The sequence below is a fragment of the Methanoculleus sp. DTU007 genome, from assembly GCF_001512385.1.
Lineage (GTDB): Archaea > Halobacteriota > Methanomicrobia > Methanomicrobiales > Methanoculleaceae > Methanoculleus > Methanoculleus thermophilus.
This window is the reverse complement of the sequence record NZ_LFRO01000073.1, coordinates 42,018-63,542: the sequence shown is the minus strand read 5'-3', so window position 1 is coordinate 63,542 and position 21,525 is coordinate 42,018. Positions and strand designations below refer to the sequence as shown.

The following is a 21,525-nucleotide window of genomic DNA, read 5'->3' as shown; positions in this document are numbered from 1 at the left end:
AGCGAGCCTGCCGTCTGTCCGATCTCTGCCGGGTCGGTGATGAGCGTGGGAACAGCGTCGTAGAGGTCCACTCCCTTCTTCACTGCCAGCACGGCGTCAACGATATTGTTCTCCAGGGCATACTTGAGAAGCCCGGTCACCGCGCCGCCGCACTCCGCCACCTCGGCGAGTTCGGGGCTCGTTGTCCAGGCGTATACCATATCTCCCTTTGCTACCATCTCACTGCACCCCCGTGATCTTCTCGACCTTCACAGCGCTGTGCTTCAACTCCGGCATCTTGGAGAGCGGGTCGAGGGCGGTGTTCGTCAGCTGGTTCACAGATCCAGCCCCACCGAAGTGCATCGTCATCATCAGCACACCGGGCCCGACCTCATCGGTCACCCTGGCAAGGGCCTCTGCCTGTCCGCGCCGGCTTACGAGTCTGATCTTCTCACCATTCAGGATATTCAGCCGCGCAGCGTCCTCCGTGTTGATCTGCACGTAGGCTTCCGGCACCTCCTGGTGGAGGATCTTCGCCCGGCCGGTCTGGGTCCGGGTGTGGTAGTGGAAGAGCAGACGTCCGGTCATCAGGGTGAACGGATACTCCTCGTCGGCAACCTCCGCAGGCGGTCGATATTCGATGCCGAAGAAGTGTCCGAGGCCGTCGGGGTTAGCGAACTTCTCGCGGTGCAGGATGGGCGTTCCAGGGTGGTCCTCGGATGGGCAGGGCCAGTGCACAGACTCCGGTTTCTCCATCCTTGCGTAGGTGATACCGGCCATCGACGGGGTGACACGCCGCATGTCGTTCCAGATATCCTCCGGCGAGTTGAAGTCGAAACCGTTGAGCCCGAGTTTGTGGGCAAGTTCGACGAAGATCTGCCAGTCTTCCTTTGCATCGCCCGGAGGCTCCACGGCCTTGCGGATACGGTTGACACGCCGCTCACCGCTGGTGAACGTACCATCCTTCTCGGCAAACGATGCGCCGGGCAGGATGACGTCGGCATATTGCGCCGTCTCGGTCATGAAGATGTCCTGCACGACAAGGAAGTCGAGTTTCTCAAGCGACTGCATGACGAGGTTCGAATCCGGATAAGAGACAACCGGGTTCAGCGCAAAGATATACATTGCCTTGATCTGGTCGCCGCACTGCTTGATCTGCTCTATTAATGTCGCGCCGTACTCTTTTGCAAGTCCGGTGACGCCCCAGAGTTCCTCCATACGCGCCCTGACGGCATCATCCTCGCACTTCTGGTAGCCGGAGAAGACGTTCGGGTAGGCACCCATGTCGCAGGCGCCCTGCACATTGTTCTGGCCACGGAGCGGGTTGACACCAGTTCCGGGTCTCCCGACGTTGCCGGTGAGCATGGCAAGGTTTCCAAGCGACCGAACGTTGTCCGTGCCGGTCGTGAGCTCCGTGATGCCGAGGCAGTAGATGATCACTGCGTTCTTTGCACTGGCGTAGATCCGGGCAATCTCCTTGACCCGCTCGGTGGGCACACCGGTGATCGACTCAACGTCGGCGTACTTCTCCACGGTCTTCTTCAGTTCCTCAAATCCAGTCGTCCTCTTCTCGATGAACTCCTTGTCGTGGAGATCCTGCTGGATGATCCAGTACATGATCGAGTTGATCAGGGCGATGTTCGTCGAGGGGTTGTAGCGGACGTACTCGTCGGCCAGACGTGCCGTGGGAGTGTACCGCGGGTCGCAGACGATGATCTTCTTCCCCATCTTCTTTGCCTGGACAAGCCGGCGGCCAGCGAGTGGGTGTGCCTCAATAGTGTTTGCACCGATAAGGAAGATGACATCGGCGTTTAAGGCGTCCTCGAATGGGTTTGTCGCGGCACCGGAGCCGAACGAGAGCGAGAGTCCGGCGACGGATGGTCCGTGGCAGATACGGGCACAGTTGTCTATGTTGTTGGTCTTGAAGGCGACCCGGGCGAGTTTCTGCATGATGTAGCACTCCTCGTTCGGGGTCCGGCACGAGACCTGGAAACCGAGGGACTTAGGCCCATATTTCTCATAGATCTCCTTGAACTTCGAGGCAACGAGATCGAGCGCCTCATCCCAGGTCGCTTCTTCAAACTTGCCGTTCCTCTTGATGAGAGGCTTTGTCAGCCGATCCGGACTCTGGACAAACTCCCAGCAGGTTGCCCCCTTGGGGCAGAGTTTCCCTTCGTTGATCGGGGACCTCTTGTTGGGCTCAACCCCAACAAGCTTGCCGTCGTTCACCACGAGGTTGAGCCCACACCCTACACCGCAGTATGGGCATGTCGTGGGAACATAGCGCAGTTTTCCATTGGTTTCAGCCATTCACATTCTCCAAATTGTTGCGTTCAACGTCGGTCGCCGGCATGTCCAAAGAGAGACATGCGCACACCATTAGTTTTACATTTACTACGTAGTATATAAATTTAAACTTACTCATTTAACGTCGATCGAAATATTATGGCGTATAATTGTTACAGGCAAGTTTAAATTTAATTCTCAGGTTGCTCATGTGGTTTAGGCGCCATATCAGGTTTTATGGCAAAATAAAAGGAATAAGTCATATTTATATATATTTTGTTAATTGAACAAATTTTACAGATCCAAAATATTTACAAATAACCTTGACCAAACATTATCCCGTGCAACCGAGACTGACTCACACATGGGACGACATCGAGACCAGGCTCAAATCAAAAGGTACCTCTCCAGAGTTGATTGAGCACTTCCGGCGATGTATCGACTTTCATACCTATGCAGCTCCCGGACTCCTGGTCGGGGTCTACATGGTGGACTACGCCTTGGAACTCCTGAATCCACCCAAGGGCGAGAAGATCTACGCTGTCTGCGAGACCATGAAGTGTCTGCCGGACGCCCTGCAGGTGATTGCCCACTGTACGATCGGCAATCACCGTCTCCGGGTGCTCCCGATCGGAAAGTTCGCCCTCACCATGAACGGACCTGCCGACTCTCCATACGTAAATGGAATCCGGGTCTTTGTCGACGGCGATAAGATCGAGCAGTATCCAACGTTTGCTCTCTGGTTCACGAAAGACCCGCTCTTTGACCCGAGAGAACGGGGTGCAGCGTTGATTGACGAGATCCTCGATGCAGGGCGTGCATTCATCTCCGCCGAACGGGTGCGGGTGAAAGTACCGCAGAAATGGCCGTGGAAATCTGCAATCTGCTCCATATGCGGTGAGATGGTCCCCGACCACCTGCTCGTCGATGGGGCTTGCTCAGACTGCCGATCCCAGTCCTATTACGAAAAAATAGCATATTGAACGTGAGCTCCTCCCCCTTTTGGGGAGGTATAAATCTATTGAGATAGAAGGCACCGCATGGAGCTCTCTCCTATCGGATTCGTGCATTCGAGTATTCACTCTCGCAGTGATATGCCGGTCCAGGGCGTCGACGCCGAGATTGAGATACTTCCCCAATACTCCGAGGGGCTCGCAGGTATCGAGGAGAACTCACACCTGATCCTCGTCTGCTGGATGCATGAGGCCGACCGCGACGTCCTGCGGGCAGTGGCCCGGAAGGTTTCGAGCGACCTGCCGGAGAAAGGCGTCTTTTCCCTTCGTTCTCCTGCCCGGCCGAACCCTCTCTCAATCTCGGTGGTTCGACTGATCGGCATCCAAGATGGACGATTTCTCGCGCTTGCAAACGTCGACCTCATCGACGGGACGCCGGTGATCGATATCAAGCCCTACCAGGCAGGATGGGACTGCGTCTTCTCTGCGACCGGCCACGACCGGACGGAGAAGATCCTGAAGATGAGTCCTGCAGAGTACCGGGCCGGCCTCATTCGTGAGGCCATGAACTATCACGGGGAACTCTGCCCGGGCGTGGCGGTTGCGGTGCGGATCGCGGAGGCGGCAACCCGCGCCCTCAAAAGCGACCTACGGGCGCCGCAGATCTCAGTCGTGCTCGGCGCTGACCCTTGCATCTCCGATGCACTCATCGGGATCACCGGCGCAAGCCGGGGAAACTGCCGGCTCCGATACTCGAAAGATGATCGCTATAGCGTATCCAGTCCACAAGAGGAGGTAATCTTCCACCTTCGTGCCGTGCCCGAGAGCGTCGATGAAATTCTTGCGTGCCCCGAAGAATCGCTATTAGACTGCGCCGTCTGCTCTCCGGCGCAGCCGCTGGAGACATAGTTTCTGGAGTCTAATATGCCACGCCGGTACCTGAACCTTACGCCACTTTCGGAAGCACTTGCGGCTATGCGGGCGGCATTTCCTCCGGAGGAGCATGCCGAGACCGTGCCGTTGCGCCAGGCTGTCGACAGAGTGACGGCTAAACCCATTTATGCAGCATATTCGGTCCCGGAGACCGATATAGCAAAGTTCGACGGATACGCGGTGAAGAGCAGGGAGACGCTGGGAGCACAGGACCAGCGGCCGCTGCCTCTCACTGAGTATGCTCGGGTTAATACCGGGGATTTGATCCCTCCATCCTTTGATGCGGTTGTCATGATCGAGGATACCTGGGATGATGGCGGCATACCCTGGATCAGGAAATCTGCCTCATCCGGCCAGAACGTCCGGCATGCGGGCGAAGATATCCGAGCCGGTGAACTGGTACTCCCAAAAGGTCATCGAATCCGGTCGTTCGATATCGGTGCGCTCGCGACCTACGGAATAACCCGGGTATGCGTGAGATCGGTCAGGATCGGCATTATCCCAACGGGGAGCGACCTCGTCCCGCTCGGTGTAGCACCGGCGCCCGGCCAGACAATCGAGACGAATACCCTCATGGCGGAGGCCTACCTCACCCGGATGGGAGCGACCTGCTGCCGTTACGGTATTGTTCCTGACGACCCTGATCTGATTCGCCCGGCATTGGAGAAGGCCCTCGTTGAGAACGACCTTGTCATTCTCTCGGCGGGGTCATCGGCCGGCACCCGCGATTACTCCCGGGAGGTCGTCGAGGCGCTCGGAGAGATCATATTCCACGGTATCGCCGTTCGACCGGGAAAACCGGTGCTGCTTGCGAGGGTCAACGGCAAACCGGTCATCGGGATGCCCGGGTATCCCGTCGCGGCACAGACGATTCTCCGCGAGGTCGTCGGGAACCTGCTTGAATGGTGGGGGCTTTCAGCACCTCAGGCCGAGGAGCTGGACGTCCGGCTCTCACGGAGATTGGCGTCCGATCTTGGATTTGACGAGTTTATTCCGGTCTCGATCGGGAGAGTCTCCGGCACCTGCTGGGCGACCCCGCATCCCCGGGGCGGGGGTATCCAGATGGCGGTTGTCCGGGCGAACGGCTACCTTCACATCCCTGCCGATCGAGAGGGTATCGAGGCAGGCGAGGAGGTGCGTGTCCGGCTCACCGTTCCTCCGGCCACGATCGCCCGCACGCTCATCTGTGTCGGTCAGCGCGATCTTGCTCTCGGCGAACTTGGAAACTGCCTTGCGGATGCCGGTTACCTGCTCCACTGCTGCAACGCCTCGACGATTGGTGCGGTGCTGGCTCTCCGGGGAAACACCTGCCATGCGGCAGCGGTCGCTCTTCCGGAGACCAGATCGGCCTGGAACGACCATGTCCTCAGGTTCCTGCCCGACGTGGACCTCCTGCGACTTCAGGTAGCCCGGACGGAACTCGGGATCGCCTCGACCGGGCACCTTGATCCCGCCGATCTTGCATCGTTGCGGTTCGTCAACCGTCCAAAGGGAACGCCGGCACGAACACTCTTTGATGAATGGCTGGACGGGCAGGGTCTCGATGCCGGGGGGATCAGCGGGTATGGTCACGAGATACGAACGCATAGTGCGGTTGTTGCTGCTATCAGCAGTGGGAACGCAGACGCCGGTGTCTGTACGGCTCATATGGCCAGGGAAGCAGGGCTCCGGTTCACCCCGCTCGGTTACGAGTCGTACGATCTCGTGATCCGGAAGGAACTCGCTGCAGACGACGGCGTCGCCGCCCTCATCCGGGCTGCGCATTCCCCGGAACTCCGCGCGCTCCTCCGTGCAGCAGGGAGAGCACCGGTGGACGGAGCCTCTGGCGACGTGCTCCCGGCCTGAAACAGCACATCTCCTCGAAACGAATATCTCTCTTTTGACAGGACACCTCTTCATGCGTGTCAGTGAACAGACACGGAACCAGATCATGGCGATGCTCCAGCGAATGGCGGAGGCCATCGGGAGAAAAGACATCGAGGGCATCATGGCGCTTACCGACCCTGATTTCCGGGGTTTCGGAATCGGGGTCGATGAGAGGGTTATCGGGAAGGAGGCTTACCGCAGGCACATTGAGCGCGAGTTTGCGAAGACTGAGGCGATCTCACTTGAGCTCTCCGGGATTCATATCGGAGCAGAGGGGACAATCGCCTGGATCATGGCCGATATGACCTATCACTTCGTCGTAGACGGCGCTCCGCAGACCTTAACCGGGCGGATGACGGCGGTGCTCCGCGGGACAGGCCACGCATGGGTCTTTGCCCAGATGCATTACTCCCTCCCGGCAGAAGGGCGGTCATATCGGCGGGTATAGTATCCGGGCTGCTTTGAAAATCCTCCTCACCAGCAGGCACAAGAAGATCCTGCTGTCGATGACCGCGAGCGTATTTCGACGATCTGGTAGCAGGGTTATCGTTCGGCCGAGAGCAGTGGTCCGGTCTTTGGCCCCTCTATCCGCGAGAACACGAGCAGATTTCTGCCCGACGGACCGGAGAGGATCAAAAGGTTATCTTCAACGCGGTAAGAAGCGGCCGCAACAAGGAGTTCGCGGTACCGGCTTTCCTGCCGGGCAAAGTCCTGGGCTATTGCGGGGTGGGCCAGTGCGACGTCGCCTGATTCCACCGTGATGGTTGAACCATTGATTCTGTAGGAGGCGGAGTAGGGATTCCCCCCGGCCAAACCCGAGAGCGTGCCGTCCTCGCTGAAAGCGATAAGCGGTTCCGTTCCGGGCAGGGGTGCAATGATCGAGCCGTTATCCGCACAAAATTGAGTGAGTTTCCAGGTCGTCCCCCCGAGTGGTTCGGCGGCCCGATCAGCATCGTTATGGGGCAAGGTTGTTGCGCCGGAGTAACTGGCTGAGATGAGGCACGTCACCGCGATGATCAGGAGTGCAGCCTTTGCGAGTGTGTGGTGTCCGCCTCTGCCCATCTATACCACAGGTAGGCGTTAGGGAAACAGAATTAAAAAGTAATCTATTTTTATCGAGATTCTCTCAATTCCCTTTCATTCTGCTGAGATGAGGTAACGGTCCCGATCCCGGTGTATCGCTCTGAGCATCCTCTGGCAAGGGAGACGGATGACCAAATGTGATGAATTGGAAAAAGCAAGGCAGGGACTGGTTCATGAGATACGATCCCTGCCATGGAGGATAAGAGCGGATCAGGAGCGATCCGCGCTCTCTGCCCGATAGGAGAGGAGGGTCTCTCCAGCCTCATCGAGGAGTTCGAGCCGGTCTCCATCGATGCGATAGCCCGCTACCGACGTAAGGAGGTTAAGGTATGTGCTCTCCTGCTTCATGATGCCTTCGGGCTCTTCGCAGTACATCTTCGTGCTGATAGGCGCATCAATGGTGAGGCTCATGCCGAAAAGTCGGTAGCCAGCCCCGTAGGAGTTGCACCCGGCATTGCCGGAGACGTTCCCATCGGGCGAGAAGACCGCAGTGATCGTGGTCCCGGCGATAACCGAGGAGACGGCCTCCCCACCAAGGCTGTATGACTCAAGCGTCCACTCCGTCCCGGTGAGGGGTGCCGGAGGCACTTCCGGCGCCTGTACGAAGAAGAGGATCTCGTTACCCTCCGCATCCGCGAGGATCAGCCGGTCGCCCTCGACCCGGTAGGAGGAGACGTTTGCTAGGTGGCCCATGAACGCCGCTTCCTGCTCCATGACCCCCGGCGTCTCGCAGTATATCAGGGTGCTGTAGAGCGAGGCGACCGTGAGGTTTGCGCCGTCAAGGCTGTACTGACCGCCGTAGTGGTTGCACCCGGCATTCCCGGTGACGATCCCATCGGCCGCGAAGTTCGCGGTGATGGTCGTGCCGGCGATCACCGAGGAGACTGCACCTCCACCGGTGCTGTAGGCCTCAAGCACCCAGTCTGTCCCGAAGAGCGGGAGGTCGGGCTTCGGGAGGTCGAGCTCGAAGACCAGGATGTCGTTGCCCTCGCTGTCCGTGAGGGTCAGCCGGTCGCTCGTCGTCCTTGAGGAGACATAAGCGCTGAGAGGGATCCTCTCGCCGTCCGCCATCACGCGCTCAACGCGGTAGGATGCGGCGTCCGCGAGGAGAGCGAGGTAGCGGTCCTCCTGCTCCATGAGGCCGGGCGGCTCGCTGCAGTACATCTCGGTTCGTGTGACCGGTTCGATCGAGAGGTTCGCGCCGTTTGCGGTGTAGCGTGCGCTGTAGTGGTTGCACCCGGCGCTGCCTCTGACCTTCCCGTCAGCGTCAAAGATCGCCGTGACGGTTGTGCCGGCGATGACCGGGGCCAGGGTGCTGTTTTCATCGGCGAGGCTTACGAGTTTCCAGGACGTTCCGGGGAGCATCACGGGTACGAAGGAGTCCTGCACGAAGACGAGCACGTCGGTGCCTGCCGCATCGGTGATGACGAGCCGGTCGTTCTCCATCCGGCAACCTGCCGCCGAGCCGAGGAGATCCATGAACCTTGACTCCTGCTCCATGATACCCGCGGGCTCCGTGCAGAGTTTCAGTGTCTGGACGAGTGAGGAGATCGAGAGGGTTGTGCCGCTCTGGAGGTAGTTGCCGCCGTATCCGTTGCACCCGGCGGAGCCGATGATTTTGCCGTCGTTTTCGAACCGTACGGTGATCTCCGTTCCCGGCAGAACCGAGACGAGGGAGCCGTTCTCGGCAAGGTAGGAGTAAAGTGACCAGGAGGTTCCAGGGAGCGCGACAGCCGGGCCGGGGGTCGACGTCCCTGATATACATCCTGCGGTTATGATGCACGCCACAGCGATGACGAGCAGTGATGCCGCCGCAAGGATCTGGTTCCTGTTCCAGTTTCTATTCGGTGCCATACAACAGCATATGGGCGGGAAGAAAAGATAAATGAATTGTAAGTTACGAAAAAAATCGAACCTATATGCGACCGATTTCCAAAACCAGGTGATTATATTCGACATTGAGATCGGATCACTCTGTTGCCCCACCGTACTTTCCTATTGCCCGGGTGCGGGAGATGCTCCCGTGGATCGTCTTTTTGGGTGATGCATAGGGTTTATGGGGAGGCAAAAACCACCCTCGGGCGGGAGATGACTGGAATGGTCGAGTTAATCCTCTTACGGCACGGCGAGAGCCTCTGGAATAGGGAGAACCGGTTCACGGGCTGGACCGATGTGGGCCTCTCGGCGCAGGGCATCAAAGAGGCCCACCGGGCGGCGGCGCTCCTTAAGGAGGGTGGACATACGTTCCGCGTCGCCTACACATCCGTCCTGAAGCGGGCCATCCGGACGCTCTGGATAGTCATGGACGACCTGGACCTCATGTACGTCCCGGTGCACCGGTCGTGGCGGCTGAATGAGAAGAGTTATGGCGCCCTGCAGGGTCTGAACAAACAGGAGACCGCGGAGCGGTATGGCGCAGAACAGGTGCACCTCTGGCGCCGGGCCTATGACGTGCGGCCGCCGCCGCTCGCATGGGACGACCCGAGGCACCCGCGGTTCGACCCCCGCTACGCGGACCTGGACCCTGCAAGCCTCCCGGCGACAGAATCCCTGCATGACACGCTCAAGCGGGTCCTCCCCTGCTGGGAGAACCACATCAAGAGGGATCTTGCGGCAGGCAAGCCCGTCCTGATCTCTGCCCACGGCAACAGCCTCCGCGCCCTGGTCAAGCACCTGGATAACATTCCGGACGACGAGATCGCGGACGTAAACATTCCCACCGGCTATCCTTTAATCTACGAACTGGATGATGGGGACTTAACGGCGGTCGGGCACTACTACCTGGGCGACCCACAAGAGGTCGCGGCGGCCGCCCGCGGCGTGGCCCGGCAGGCCGGGCCAAGATAGCCCCCTCCCCGGGACCCATGGGTTGGGGGAAGAATCATATACTCAACCCATAGAGGGGGTGGTCCAGCCTCACAGGGGGAAGTCTGATGAAGAAGGTTGCCATCAATGGGTTTGGGCGGATCGGGCGGAAAGTTCTCCACAACTACGTGATCGACCCGCCAGAGAATATCGAGATCGTTGCGGTGAACGATCCAAACCCGACAGACCAGCTTGCTTACCTGATGAAGTACGACTCGGTCCACGGGCGGGCACCCTACCCGGTCGAGGTCAGCGGAGATACCATCCGGGCCGGCTCGAAAGGGGTCCGGGTGCTGCACGAGAGAGATCCTGCACGCCTCCCATGGAAAGACCTCGGCGTGGATATGGTGCTCGAGTGCACCGGGCGGTTCACCGAGCGGGCGGCCTCCGCAAAACATCTGGATGCCGGGGCATCACGGGTCGTCATCAGTGCGCCGTCGGATGATGCGGACCTGACGGTCGTCCTCGGCGTCAACGAGGGGTCCTACGATCCCGCAAAGCACGTCGTCATCTCGAACGCATCCTGCACGACCAATGCGCTTGCCCCGGCGGCGAAGGTCTTGAACGAGACGTTCGGCGTCGAACGCCTGATGGCCACGGCAATCCACGCCTACACCGCCACCCAGGCGCTGGTGGATCGGGCCGCAAAGAAACCGCGCCGGGGGCGTGCTGCTGCCGTCTCGCTGATCCCGACATCGACCGGGGCCGCCGTCGCCACCACGCGGGTCCTCCCCGAACTCACCGGGAAGATGGATGCGATAGCCATCCGGGCCCCCATCCCCGATGGATCGGTCCTCGATATCGTTGCGGAGCTCTCGCGGGACGCAACGGCGGATGAAGTGAACGCCGCGATGAAGCAGGCGGCGGAAGGACCGATGAAGGGGCTTCTCATGTACACCGATGATCCCCTCGTATCCGCCGATATCGTCGGCGACCCGCACTCCGGGGTCGTTGACGGGCAGTCCACGAGCGTCGTCGGCGGGCGGATGGTCAAGATCCTGGTCTGGTACGACAACGAGTTTGCGTATGCTAAAAGGATGGTCGATATCGCCTCCTACATGGCATCTCGTGAATGAGGAGGTTGAACCATGCCAAAGCTGGTCTTCTTCGGCCTCGATGAGCACGAACAGGACGTGATCTGGAGAGCGTTCGCCGGCCCGAGCGGCTATGAGATTGCCCTGCACACCGAACAGCTCACAATCGAGAACGTATCGCTTGCCCGCGACGCTGACGGCATCGGTATCTTCGTCCTCTCGCGAATTACCCGAGAGGTCCTCGACCGATTGCCGAACCTCAAGATGATCGCCACCATGTCCACGGGGTTTGATCATATCGACGTAGATGCCTGCCGGGAGAGAAATATCGCCGTCTGCAACGTGCCGCGCTACGGCGATGCCACCGTGGCGGAGTTCGCGTTCGGGCTCATCCTGGCTCTAGTCCGGCGGTTCAGGCCGACGTTTGAGCGGGTGGACCGGGGCGACTTCTCCCGTGCCGGGCTGCAGGGAATGGATCTCTCCGGCAAAACCCTCGGTCTGATCGGGACCGGGCGCATCGGCTCGCACCTCGCCCGGATCGCCCATGCAGCGGGGATGAAGGTGATCGCCTACGACACAAGACCGAACCCGGCCCTTACGGAGGAGTACGGCGTCCGCTACATGGATCTCAACGACCTGCTTTCCGAAGCAGACGTCATCAGCCTGCATGTCCCCTACACGGAGGCCACCCACCACCTGATCAATGCCGAACGGCTGCGACTGGTCAAACCCACTGCTCTCCTCGTCAACACCGCCCGCGGCGGCGTGGTGGATACGAGGGCGGTCGCGGATGCCCTTCGCGAGGGTCGGCTTGCGGGGGTCGCGCTCGATACCTTCGAGGGGGAGCGGGTCTGGATCGAGGAGGAGTTTGCCGGGGCTGATGAGGCGCCGGCGGACGAACTGCGGGACGCGCTTGAGAGTTTCTCCCTCCTGCACTCGGATCGGGCGATTCTCACACCGCACAACGCCTTCAACACGCGCGAGGCGGTCGAGCGGATCCTCGCGACCAGCATCGAGAACATAAAGGCCTTCTTTGCCGGGAACCCGCAGAACGTCGTCGCCGGGACCTATCGGATGCCGGCAGCGGCACCGACCGGGGGCAGGGGAGCATGAGACAGGATGCGGCCTATATCCGCTGGTTCGCCGATATCGGGTCAGAGGACACCGCCCTCGTCGGGGGGAAGAACGCATCAATCGGCGAGATGTACCGCGAACTGACGCCGAAGGGCGTAAAGATCCCCGACGGTTTCGCCGTGACCGCAGAGGGCTACTGGCACGTCCTCTCGTCCGCCGGAATCCTCGATGACCTCAAAGAGACGCTTAGGGGTCTTGATCGGAACAACGTCACCGATCTCGCCAGGAGAGGGAGGCGTGCCCGCGACCTGATCCTCTCCGCCGGGGTCCCGGATGACCTCTGGGACGAGATCCGGGCTGCGTATGATATGCTCTGCGACGAATACGGGCCCGATGCCGACGTCGCCGTCAGGAGCTCCGCAACCGCCGAGGATCTCCCCACGGCGTCGTTTGCGGGCCAGCAGGAGACGTACTTAAACATCCGCGGCTACCAGGCCCTGCGAGAGGCCTACACGCGGTGCCTCGCCTCCCTCTTCACCGACCGGGCGATCGCCTACCGGGTGGACAACGGCTTTGACCACTTCAAGGTCGCCCTCTCGGTGGGGGTCATGAAGATGGTCCGCTCCGATCTCGCCTCAAGCGGGGTCATCTTCACGCTCGATACCGATACCGGTTTTCGGGACGTCGTCCTCATCACCGGGTCCTACGGCCTTGGCGAGATGGTCGTCCAGGGCGCCGTCAACCCCGATGAGTTCTACGTCTTCAAACCGACCTTCAAGAAGGGCTACCGGGCCGTCATCAGGAAGAACCTCGGTGAGAAACGGGTGAAACTCGTCTACGCTCACGGAGGTGAAAAAGAAGTCACCCGGAGGATCGATGTCCCGGAATCGGACCGAAGGAAGTTCTGCATCACCGACGACGAGATCCTTGCGCTCGCAGGATACGCCCTCACGATCGAGGACCACTACTCGATGAAGGCTGGTAAGCCGGTCCCGATGGACATCGAGTGGGCGAAGGACGGCGAGACCAATGAACTCTTCGTCGTCCAGGCCCGGCCCGAGACGGTGCATTCGCAGAAGGTGCGGGACGTCCTCGAAACCTACGTCCTTGATGAACGCGGGCCGGTGCTTGCCGCAGGTAAGAGCATCGGCGATAAGATTGCCGCCGGGAAGGCCCGGATCATCACCGACGTCAGCCGCCTCCCGGAATTTAAGCCGGGGGAGGTTCTGGTCTCCGATACCACGACCCCCGACTGGGAGCCCGTCATGAAGACGGCCGCCGCCATCGTGACGAACCGGGGCGGCCGGACATCCCATGCCGCGATCGTCAGCCGGGAACTCGGCATCCCTGCAATCGTCGGCACGGGCGACGCGACCGAGAAGATCCCGACGGGCCGGGAGGTGACGGTGAGCTGCGCCGAGGGGGAGGAGGGGTTCATCTACGAGGGCAGCCTCCCGTACCATGTCGAAGAGATCCGGCTCTCCGACCTGCGGCGGCCCAAGACCGAGGTGATGATGAACCTCGGGAATCCCGATATGGCCTTCGGGCTTGCAATGGTCCCGAACGACGGTATCGGGCTTGCCCGGATGGAGTTCATCATCAGCAGTTACATCAAAATCCACCCGATGGCGCTTCTCCACCCCGAGCGGATCGAGGATACGGCCGTCCGGGAGGCGATCGCCGACTTCGTCTATGGATACCCGGACGGGGAGGAGTACTTCGTCGAGAGACTGGCCGAAGGCGTCGGGACCATTGCCGCCGCGTTCTACCCAAACCCGGTCGTCGTCCGGACAAGCGACTTCAAGACCAACGAGTACGCAAGCCTGCTTGGTGGGGCCTACTTTGAGCCGGAGGAGGCAAACCCGATGCTCGGGTTCCGCGGGGCCTCCCGCTACTACGATGAGCGCTACCGGGAGGGGTTCGGCCTCGAGTGCCGGGCGCTCAAGCGTGTCAGAGATGAGATGGGGCTTACGAACCTGATCATCATGATCCCCTTCTGCCGCAGGGTGGAGGAGGCAAAGCGGGTCATTGAGGAACTCGAGAAGAACGGTCTTCGGCGAGGCGAGAACGGTCTGCAGATCTATCAGATGTGCGAGATCCCAAGCAACATCGTTGAGATCGACGCGTTCAGCAAGTACTTCGACGGGTTCTCGATAGGCTCAAACGACTTGACCCAGCTCGTCCTCGGGATCGACCGTGACTCGGCGGTCGTGGGGGAGGCCTTCGACGAACGCGACCCGGCCGTCAAGCGGATGGTCGCGATGGCCGTAGAAGGATGCCGGCGGAATGGGCGGCACAGCGGGCTCTGCGGCGAGGCGCCGAGCACCTACCCGGAGTTCGCCGACTTCCTGGTGGAGCAGGGGATCGACTCGATATCGGTCGAGCCCGACGCACTCTTAAAGATCACTCTTCGCGTGGCTGAGGTCGAGGAGCGGTTAGCAAAGGAGAAGGAGGCCGTTCCGGTGCCCCGGTGAGGGACGGGATCAGGAGGTGCGATCCCAAACCGTGAAGTGTGATCGGGGTTCGTCCTTACTCCCAAAAATGGGCTAAAATGGAATCAGAGCGGTGATAAAGCACATCTTCCATCCGGGAGTCGCGACTGTCGCGCCCTGTAACACAATTGTTACAACTCCCTCAAAAATGTTACAAATCTGTTACAACCCCGGCCAAGTCCGTTACAGATCTGTAACAATTAAATTTCGTCCCGGAAAATCTTCTTTCTATGTCCAAGGTCGTCCGGATCGACGAGGAGGCGCTGGAGGTCGCCCTGAAGTACGGGAAGAACCTCTCAGCCGGGATCATGAAGATGGAAGAGCTCTTGAAGAAGCAGGAGAAGGCGAAGCGCGACTACACGGCCATCGAGGAGATGATCCGCCGGACCATCAGGGAAGAGCTTGAGATGCTGACGTCGAGGTATTGATTTGGTCCTCAAACTGTCGGACATCATACTAGAGCGATATAAACAGAACCTGACTCTTCCCTGAAGTGCCCAATACACTGGACCGTGAGGATATCGCGCTGGGGGGTGGGGCTGACGGGGAGTGCGACGGTCCGAAGGACCGGAGCTCGAGCACCGCTAGGTGCGAGGCGCGAACGAAAGTGAGCGTGAGCACCGCTAGGTGTGAGGGGGGATGCTCCCCCCTCGAAACTCTTCGAGTTTCTCAAGCTCGCTTCGCTCGCACTCCCCTGTCCCCTCCCCCCTGTAATGCGATGCCCAGTGGGAATCCGTATCCGGGTTGCTATGGGGAGACTTTTCCCATTGAATGTCTTCTTTCTTTTAGCCGATAGCATCGTTGCATTCAAGTTGCTACTCAACATCTAACCCGACATTTCGAAATAACCCCTGGGCAAATCCGCACCACTGCAGATCACCCCCGCCCGGTGAGTTCCGTCAACCCTCGCAGCCACTCGAAGGGCGCACCGGCGAACTCCTCCGGCGTCATCCGCCACACCCAGTTCCCTTCGGTGGTCGATGGATAATTCATCCTCGCTTCCGATCCGAGCCCGAGGAGGTCCTGCATGGGGATGATGCAGACCCGTGCAACCGATGTCATCGCAAGGCGGATGAGCTCCCGGTGGACCTCGTCCGCCCCCACCTTTCGCCCGATGTAGGCGAAGAACCGCGCCTTATCCTCCTCCGATGCCTCCTCTTCAAACCACCCCCGGGCTGTGTTGTTGTCGTGCGTCCCGGTGTAGCAGATGAGGTTTGGGACATAGTTGTGAGGGATATGTGGGCTTTTTTCGATCCCCCCGCCGAACGCGAAGAGGAGGATCTTCATCCCGGGCAGATCGAACCGGTCGAGAAGAGCCTGGACGGCCGGAGTGTTCGCCCCGAGGTCCTCGGCGACGATGGCAAAGCAGGGGAACCGCCGGGCAAGCGTCTCAAAAAAGTCGGCTCCCGGCCCGTCGACCCAGGTGCCGTGCTCGGCCGTCGCATCCCCCGCCGGGACCTCGTAATAGTCGGCGAACGCCCGGAAGTGATCAATCCGGAAGAGGTCGTAGAGCTCTCCTGACCGGGCGATCCGACGCACCCACCAGTCGTAGCCCAGCTTTTTGAGCACAGGCCAGTCATAGACCGGGTTCCCCCAGAGCTGCCCGGTCTTGCTGAAGATATCGGGAGGCACCCCTGCCACCACGTTCGGGCGGAGGTTCTCGTCCAGTTTGAATATTCCCGGATTCGCCCAGACGTCGACGCTGTCGTATGCGACATAGATCGGGATATCGCCGATGACCTGGATGCCGTGCCTCGCGCAGTGCCGACGGAGGGCCGACCACTGCCGGGCGGCGACGTACTGAAGGAACTTCTCCTTGCGTATCCGTTCCTCAAGCAGTTCGCGCATCTCCTTGAGAGCCTCCGGCTGCCGGCTCCGGATCTCCTCCGGCCACCGGTCCCAGGCCTCTCCGTGGAAGTGGTCTTTAAGCGCGACAAAGAGCGCATGGTCGTCGAGCCACCACCTGCTTGCGTCGCAGAATGTCTCGAACTCACGATCCGGCCCCGAACCGCGGAACCGCCTGTACGCCATCGAGAAGAGCCGTTCCCGGTACCACGCGGCCGCCTTGTATGCCGTCCGCCGCTCCGAAAACTCTGGAGCTGGCTCCAGTTCACTCTTCCTGAGGAGTCCGTCCCGGACGAGCATCTCGGGGCTGATGAGGAGGGTATTTAGGGCAAACGCAGATGGGCTGGAGTAGGGAGAATGAGCATATCCGGCCTGTGTCGGGTTGAGCGGCAGGATCTGCCAGTAGTGCTGCCGGGCCTGCTCCAGCGCCTCCACGAACCGGTATGCCGCCGGACCGAAGTCCCCGATGCCGTACTCTGACGGCAGGGACGTGATATGCAGGAGTATACCGCTCCCCCGCACCTGGATCATCCACCACCCCCTGAGTTGGTGCGCAAGATTGGATTCGATCCTTTTATACCCTTGGACCGGGCAGAACCCGTACTCGACCCCGTGCCAGGAGGCGATCGAGTATGCCTGAGGAGGTACTCAAGCCCGGGCATCCTGGCCGAGACGGAAGGGGTGGTGATGAAGAGTCAGGGCACCGACATCCGCCCTTCTGCCGCCAGCCTCGTGAGGTAGGCCTCGCGCCGGGCGATATAGACATCCGCCTGCTCTCCGAAAGGCACGTATTCTGCAACTGCCCTGCCAACTTCTGCGAACCGAAGTTTCGTCTCGTCTGAAAGCCCCATGAGAAACGCGAACTCAACCACTCCGGTCGTATCCTCGAGCAGCCACGCTACCAGATCCGGGTCATGGGTTCCGGCCGAGAACGGCACGCCCCGCTCGAGGAGTCCCGCTGCAAGCGCACGAAAGCGCTCCCGAACCTCGCTTGGGTCGTCGGTATCCCCGGGATAGACGCCTTTCACCAGGCGGGGCCGGATGCCGTGACGGACGATGCGCTCCAGGTCGCCCGGAGTACGGTCGAGGGAGGCCTGGAGAGCGAGCGTCACCGGCACCCCCTCCCGAGCGGAAGCGATAGCGGCCTCGACCGTCATTTCCACAAATCCCCGCCCCTCCATATCCGCCTCAAACCCGATGCCGCGTTCATACGCCCCGCGGGAGAGCCGAAGTAGGAGATCGCGGGCAGCGTTCCGGTCGATGAGGGCTCCGAGCGCGGTCATCTTCACGGTGAGGGATGCGTCCAATTCCTGCTCGTCGATCGCGGCTATCGCGGCAAAAGAGCGCTCCAGGTTCTCCCTGACCTGCCGCTCGCTTCTCGCATACTCGCCGAGGGGTGCGAGGATGCACCGGATACCCCGGTCGTTCTGCATCCGGCAACGCTGAATCGCCGCATCAAGGTCGGGCAGCGTCCACCGATCAGTCCTGCCTGCGGTCATACCCTACGGCTTCCCCGCGAGCAGCCACGCGCGGCCGACGAGCCCCCGGTCGGCCGCCATCGCCCAGAGGTCAAGCCCTTTCAGGGCATCCTTGTATGCCTCCTCCCCGAAGAGCCCGACGATGCTATCCCTCAGGTCATTCTCGAGCCTCTCCCGGATCTTGCAGATCTTTTGTGTGGAGTCGCCGGGGAGATCGCCCAGGTCTATGATGGAGAATCCATTCCGCTCAAGGAGTCCCGCGTAACTCTCGAGGGTCTCAAAGTAGGGGAAGGCCCGGAAGGTATTCTGGGTGTGCCACTCTTCGTCGTTCATCGGCCCGGTCTGCACCCAGTCGGCGAACGCAAGCGTGCCCCCTGGCTTTAAGACCCGATAGACCTCGCGGATCATTCGGTCTTTATCCCTCACGTAGCACCACGCATCCTCGCCCCAGACTGCGTCGAAGATTCCGTCCTTAAACGACATTTCAAGAGCGTTCCCCTGCTGGAAGTCGACCAGGGCGGCAAGACCGGCCTCTTCATTCTTTTTGACCGCCAGATCGACCATCTGCGGCAGCGCGACAAGCCCGATCACGGTCGCACCGTGCTCACGCGCAATATGCCTGGCAGGGCCCCCCGGGCCCGGGAGGAGGGCGAGCACCCGGGTCCCCGGGGCCAGTCCCGCCCGTTCTGCAAGTACGTCGAGATCTCCGTCGGCATCCTCGCCCGCGAGCATCTCCCAGATGAGCCCGACCGGCCCCCCGTAGACCTCCTCTACCTCGCCGGCATGGGCATCCATCATCTTCATCCATTTCCGGCGGACAATATCGCCCATATGAGATTCACCCTCACCGTGCTGGCGCTGCTGCCTCCTCCCGGAGGACGAAGAGGTCGCGCAGGGGGTCCTTAATGCAGGCCTCAAAGATATCCCGCACGTGCGTGTGGGCAATCTCCAGCCAGTCCGCGACCCCGTCCAGTGGGATGCTCTCTCCCTCTGTCAGGTAGTAGTCGATATTCAGGAGGAAGGCATTGTTCTCCGTCGACTCGGGCACAGCGTCGGTAAGTTCCACCCGGCAGTTGTCGCGGTTGTCGTGGAACGCGAACTCGCACCCGGTGATGAACCCCGCCGGGACCCGTGGCAGCTCCGGTGGAAGGGTCGGGTAGAAGGCGAAGTAGTCCGAGAGTGTCACCTCGCGTTCGGGGATCTCTATGAGGTTGACGTAGCGCAGGTTCATCGTCCCGATAGCATCGATACTGATGACCTCCCGGAACCGGTCGAAGCCCTCGAGGATCTTCTCCGAGAATGCCTCCCAATGGACGTACGGCCTCTGGCAACTCACCGAGAGGAGGCGGGGGCCGACCTGGACGGCACAGCCCTCGTCCTCGGTAAGAAAGATCGACCGTTCGCTGACGACAATCTCCTCGCGGAGCCCCTCTGGACCAAGGAGCATGACCACCTCGCGCACGTAGCGCTGGTCCCGTTTTGGGTATGCGTCTTTTAAGTGGGCATAGAGCATGCCGGGATAGGTCATATCCCAGGGGAGATCCTCGGGAAACCGGAACTCGCATATCACTTCGGCGGCGGGCGGGTTGACGTACTTTCGTATTTCTGCCATCTTCTTCACCCTCAAGGGGATGTAGGGTAGATGGAGATCTCATTAAAGTGACTGTTCCCGGCGAACAACCGGAGACCTGCACGGTGTTCGTCCTCCGCGGCTGCAATCGCGGTGAGGTGGATGGACTGCTCTGGAGACGAGCCGTATCCGCGGGAATGATCACGAAACCGGGTTCATCTCCGAACTGCAGTATTCCCACTTGCGGTTCGCCCGCGGGCGCTGGACAGGACCGGACGGCATGGTCGGGCTGTGTGGTCCTGACGTGGGGTATAAGGTTGTGACAGAAGAATCGGGAATACCAAACTTAACCCAGTACACTGGACCGTGGGGGCTATCGCCATGTGGGGGTGGGGACAGGGGAGGGGGGGCGAACCCCCTTCGCACCTAACGGTGCTCGAACTCAGGGCGTTCCGCCCTTCGTTCCTCGAAACTCTTCGAGTTTCTCAAGCTCGCTTCGCTCGCACCTCGCACCTAACGGTGCTCGAGCTCCGGTCCTTCGGATCATCGCACTCCCCGTCAGCCCCTCCCCCCAATTGCGATGCCCCCTCGAAATCCGTACACAGACCCATCACCTGCAGACACATCTAAAAGAAAGACGTAGCGTTGTGCTGCAGAACGACCTAACAAGATTTGCTGGCCCTCTTATGCCCCCACATCAGAATTTAATCCCCTTTCTCCGGAGTTCCTCCGACTTCCTCTTCGAGCACTCCTCGCACCGGAACTCGGGGGCGGGATCTCTTGTTTTGTCGTAGTTCTCCGCCTTCACCAGGCGGTAGCCCCGGGCAACCTTCCCGCAGTCCACGCACCGGACCTCCTCCTTGACCTCCCACTGTGCGGCGAGCGACTCGGAGGTGAAGATGAACCGGTCGACCCAGAAGAAGATGAGGCCGCCGATGAGGTTTGCAATGATGGTGGCGGCAAGCGCCCCAAGGCCCCCGAGCAGCGCGAGCACCCCGGCAAGGATCGGGGTCGAGAGTTGCCACCGGATGAGGTAAAGGCCATAGCGTTTAAAATTTATTTCCACGTATGAAGTTTGCCGGCCCACCTCATAAAAATCAGGGTCGGCACCGTCACGCAAGCACCAGGATCCGGCGGGTCAGGCTCTTGTGGACCCGCTGCTCGTGCTCCTGCAGGACGGTGAAGTGGCGGGCGGCGATATCCGTGATATCGCGATGCGTGACGACGATCGCGCGCCTCCCGGGCTTGAGGATCCGCCGGATCTCCGCGAGCGAGCCGTCGTAGAGTCTGTCCATGCTCTCGGCCCGGATCCGGACGGACTGACCGTAGGGGAGATCGGTCACGACCGCGTCGATGGCATGGTCGCAGACCGGGACCGCGGTGGCGTCGGCGATCAGCACATCCGAGTTCGGGAGGTTCTGCCGGTAGCCGGCAACCATTGCAGGGTCGAAGTCGCTCCCGAGTATCCGGGCGCCGATCTCCCGGGCCTCAAGGAGGATCCCGCCGGTGCCGCAGAAGGGGTCGTAGACCCAATCCCCAGGGGCAGCAAGGGAGATATTGACGAGTGCCCTGGCCATCCGGGGCATCATGACGCCGGGATGAAAGAATGGCCGGCGCATGGGATTCCGAACATCAAACGCCCCCCGATCGATCCGCATTATGACGCGGCCGAAGTAACAACGGTCCTCCGATACGACGGCGCGGTACTCCTCGACCGGCTCACGAAGCGACACCGGGCCGACGATCAGGCTCCCGATCAGCCGTTCCACCTCGAGCCGGGCGACATCCATCCGGCTCCCCTGGATCATCTTCACCCGGCCGGCAAATGGTTTCTCGGTCTGGATGGCAAGATCGCGGAGGAGAGAGACAAATGCATCATGGGTGGGCTCGCACTCCCCAAGGTACTCCATCACCACATGCGTCAGGGCAAGTCGTCGGGCGGCTCCCGGGTCCGGACATTCGGCAACCGCGACCTGGATCCGCCGGTCAAGCACGGTGCCCACGCACTCCAGTTCCGCAACCGGAAGATCGGGGTGCTCACCGGAGAGTTCGAAGAGCAGTTTCATC

The 21,525-nt window shown here is 60.7% G+C and carries 19 protein-coding genes; 9 read left to right on the top strand and 10 right to left on the bottom strand.

Going from position 1 to position 21,525, the window contains the following annotated elements:
* The coding region (locus ACI94_RS08030) for a coenzyme F420 hydrogenase/dehydrogenase beta subunit N-terminal domain-containing protein (protein ID WP_286681288.1) at positions 1-218 on the bottom strand (218 nt) is incomplete at its 3' end.
* 1 nt (position 219) lies between these two features.
* The gene (gene fdhF / locus ACI94_RS08025) at positions 220-2,289 is read right to left on the bottom strand and encodes a formate dehydrogenase subunit alpha (RefSeq protein WP_066958856.1); all 2,070 of its coding nucleotides are present in this window, start codon (positions 2,287-2,289) and stop codon (positions 220-222) included.
* A 317-nt stretch (positions 2,290-2,606) separates the two neighbouring features.
* Between fdhF and ACI94_RS08020 the strand changes: the two genes are divergently transcribed.
* From ACI94_RS08020 to ACI94_RS08005, 4 genes are read left to right on the top strand one after another with little or no spacing between them, the layout of a single operon-like run.
* The gene (locus ACI94_RS08020) at positions 2,607-3,248 is read left to right on the top strand and encodes an FmdE family protein (protein WP_066958862.1); all 642 of its coding nucleotides are present in this window, start codon (positions 2,607-2,609) and stop codon (positions 3,246-3,248) included.
* A gap of 57 nt (positions 3,249-3,305) precedes the next feature.
* Positions 3,306-4,127 (top strand): tRNA (N6-threonylcarbamoyladenosine(37)-N6)-methyltransferase TrmO, encoded by an 822-nt coding sequence (gene tsaA, locus ACI94_RS08015; RefSeq protein ID WP_066958855.1) that lies wholly within the window; start codon positions 3,306-3,308, stop codon positions 4,125-4,127.
* Between the two features lie 15 nt (positions 4,128-4,142).
* Positions 4,143-5,996 carry a molybdopterin biosynthesis protein gene (locus ACI94_RS08010; RefSeq protein WP_066958854.1) on the top strand — a complete coding sequence of 618 codons (1,854 nt, stop codon included), beginning with the start codon at positions 4,143-4,145 and terminating at the stop codon, positions 5,994-5,996.
* Positions 5,997-6,048: 52 nt separating this feature from the next.
* Positions 6,049-6,465, top strand: coding sequence for a nuclear transport factor 2 family protein (locus tag ACI94_RS08005; protein WP_066958853.1), 417 nt, complete (start codon positions 6,049-6,051; stop codon positions 6,463-6,465).
* A gap of 95 nt (positions 6,466-6,560) precedes the next feature.
* On the opposite strand, the gene ACI94_RS08000 is transcribed toward ACI94_RS08005, so the two are convergent.
* Both ACI94_RS08000 and ACI94_RS07995 read right to left on the bottom strand, forming a co-directional pair.
* Positions 6,561-7,079, bottom strand: coding sequence for an META domain-containing protein (locus ACI94_RS08000; protein WP_066958852.1), 519 nt, complete (start codon positions 7,077-7,079; stop codon positions 6,561-6,563).
* Positions 7,080-7,310: 231 nt separating this feature from the next.
* Entirely contained in the window at positions 7,311-8,954 is a 1,644-nt protein-coding gene (locus tag ACI94_RS07995) for an META domain-containing protein (protein ID WP_066958851.1), read from the bottom strand.
* Positions 8,955-9,197: 243 nt separating this feature from the next.
* Between ACI94_RS07995 and gpmA the strand changes: the two genes are divergently transcribed.
* The 5 genes from gpmA to ACI94_RS07970 all read left to right on the top strand — a co-directional run bounded on the left by gpmA (position 9,198) and on the right by ACI94_RS07970 (position 14,993).
* Positions 9,198-9,947: a 2,3-diphosphoglycerate-dependent phosphoglycerate mutase gene (gene gpmA / locus ACI94_RS07990; RefSeq protein ID WP_066958861.1), complete on the top strand. Its 750-nt coding sequence runs from the start codon at positions 9,198-9,200 to the stop codon at positions 9,945-9,947.
* A gap of 83 nt (positions 9,948-10,030) precedes the next feature.
* Positions 10,031-11,041: a type I glyceraldehyde-3-phosphate dehydrogenase gene (gene gap, locus ACI94_RS07985; RefSeq protein ID WP_394326385.1), complete on the top strand. Its 1,011-nt coding sequence runs from the start codon at positions 10,031-10,033 to the stop codon at positions 11,039-11,041.
* A 12-nt stretch (positions 11,042-11,053) separates the two neighbouring features.
* On the top strand, positions 11,054-12,112 hold the full coding sequence (locus ACI94_RS07980; protein ID WP_066958849.1) for a hydroxyacid dehydrogenase: 1,059 nt from the start codon (positions 11,054-11,056) through the stop codon (positions 12,110-12,112).
* A complete protein-coding gene (ppsA, locus tag ACI94_RS07975) occupies positions 12,109-14,547 on the top strand; it encodes a phosphoenolpyruvate synthase (RefSeq protein WP_286681287.1) in 2,439 nt (812 codons plus the stop codon). Before ACI94_RS07980 ends, ppsA begins: the two co-directional genes overlap by 4 nt.
* 248 nt (positions 14,548-14,795) lie before the next feature.
* Positions 14,796-14,993, top strand: coding sequence for a hypothetical protein (locus tag ACI94_RS07970; protein WP_066958847.1), 198 nt, complete (start codon positions 14,796-14,798; stop codon positions 14,991-14,993).
* Positions 14,994-15,441: 448 nt separating this feature from the next.
* Here the strand turns inward: ACI94_RS07970 and malQ are convergent, their stop codons facing one another.
* From malQ to ACI94_RS07940, 6 genes are all read right to left on the bottom strand, one after another.
* A complete protein-coding gene (gene malQ / locus ACI94_RS07965; protein WP_083524877.1) occupies positions 15,442-16,941 on the bottom strand; it encodes a 4-alpha-glucanotransferase in 1,500 nt (499 codons plus the stop codon).
* A gap of 164 nt (positions 16,942-17,105) precedes the next feature.
* The gene (locus ACI94_RS07960) at positions 17,106-17,909 is read right to left on the bottom strand and encodes a proline dehydrogenase family protein (RefSeq protein WP_066958846.1); all 804 of its coding nucleotides are present in this window, start codon (positions 17,907-17,909) and stop codon (positions 17,106-17,108) included.
* Positions 17,910-17,912: 3 nt separating this feature from the next.
* Complete coding sequence (locus ACI94_RS07955) at positions 17,913-18,719, bottom strand: class I SAM-dependent methyltransferase (protein WP_066958845.1); 807 nt, start codon at positions 18,717-18,719, stop codon at positions 17,913-17,915.
* A gap of 13 nt (positions 18,720-18,732) precedes the next feature.
* Entirely contained in the window at positions 18,733-19,500 is a 768-nt protein-coding gene (locus ACI94_RS07950) for a TIGR04255 family protein (protein WP_273259126.1), read from the bottom strand.
* Positions 19,501-20,155: 655 nt separating this feature from the next.
* Positions 20,156-20,524, bottom strand: a complete 369-nt coding sequence (locus tag ACI94_RS07945; protein ID WP_066958844.1) for a hypothetical protein — start codon at positions 20,522-20,524, stop codon at positions 20,156-20,158.
* A gap of 46 nt (positions 20,525-20,570) precedes the next feature.
* Positions 20,571-21,524: a methyltransferase domain-containing protein gene (locus ACI94_RS07940; protein ID WP_273259125.1), complete on the bottom strand. Its 954-nt coding sequence runs from the start codon at positions 21,522-21,524 to the stop codon at positions 20,571-20,573.
* Position 21,525 lies beyond the last annotated feature (1 nt).

Coding starts and splice junctions, on each gene's coding strand:
- ACI94_RS07970 (WP_066958847.1), top strand. CDS start 14,796: ATGTCCAAGGTCGTCCGGATCGACGAGGAGGCGCTGGAGGTCGCCCTG.
- ACI94_RS08005 (WP_066958853.1), top strand. CDS start 6,049: ATGCGTGTCAGTGAACAGACACGGAACCAGATCATGGCGATGCTCCAG.
- ACI94_RS07995 (WP_066958851.1), bottom strand. CDS start 8,954: ATGGCACCGAATAGAAACTGGAACAGGAACCAGATCCTTGCGGCGGCA.
- ACI94_RS07950 (WP_273259126.1), bottom strand. CDS start 19,500: ATGGCAGAAATACGAAAGTACGTCAACCCGCCCGCCGCCGAAGTGATA.
- malQ (WP_083524877.1), bottom strand. CDS start 16,941: ATGATCCAGGTGCGGGGGAGCGGTATACTCCTGCATATCACGTCCCTG.
- ACI94_RS08000 (WP_066958852.1), bottom strand. CDS start 7,079: ATGGGCAGAGGCGGACACCACACACTCGCAAAGGCTGCACTCCTGATC.
- ACI94_RS07980 (WP_066958849.1), top strand. CDS start 11,054: ATGCCAAAGCTGGTCTTCTTCGGCCTCGATGAGCACGAACAGGACGTG.
- gpmA (WP_066958861.1), top strand. CDS start 9,198: ATGGTCGAGTTAATCCTCTTACGGCACGGCGAGAGCCTCTGGAATAGG.
- ACI94_RS07955 (WP_066958845.1), bottom strand. CDS start 18,719: ATGGGCGATATTGTCCGCCGGAAATGGATGAAGATGATGGATGCCCAT.
- tsaA (WP_066958855.1), top strand. CDS start 3,306: ATGGAGCTCTCTCCTATCGGATTCGTGCATTCGAGTATTCACTCTCGC.
- ACI94_RS07940 (WP_273259125.1), bottom strand. CDS start 21,524: ATGAAACTGCTCTTCGAACTCTCCGGTGAGCACCCCGATCTTCCGGTT.
- ppsA (WP_286681287.1), top strand. CDS start 12,109: ATGAGACAGGATGCGGCCTATATCCGCTGGTTCGCCGATATCGGGTCA.
- ACI94_RS07960 (WP_066958846.1), bottom strand. CDS start 17,909: ATGACCGCAGGCAGGACTGATCGGTGGACGCTGCCCGACCTTGATGCG.
- fdhF (WP_066958856.1), bottom strand. CDS start 2,289: ATGGCTGAAACCAATGGAAAACTGCGCTATGTTCCCACGACATGCCCA.
- ACI94_RS08010 (WP_066958854.1), top strand. CDS start 4,143: ATGCCACGCCGGTACCTGAACCTTACGCCACTTTCGGAAGCACTTGCG.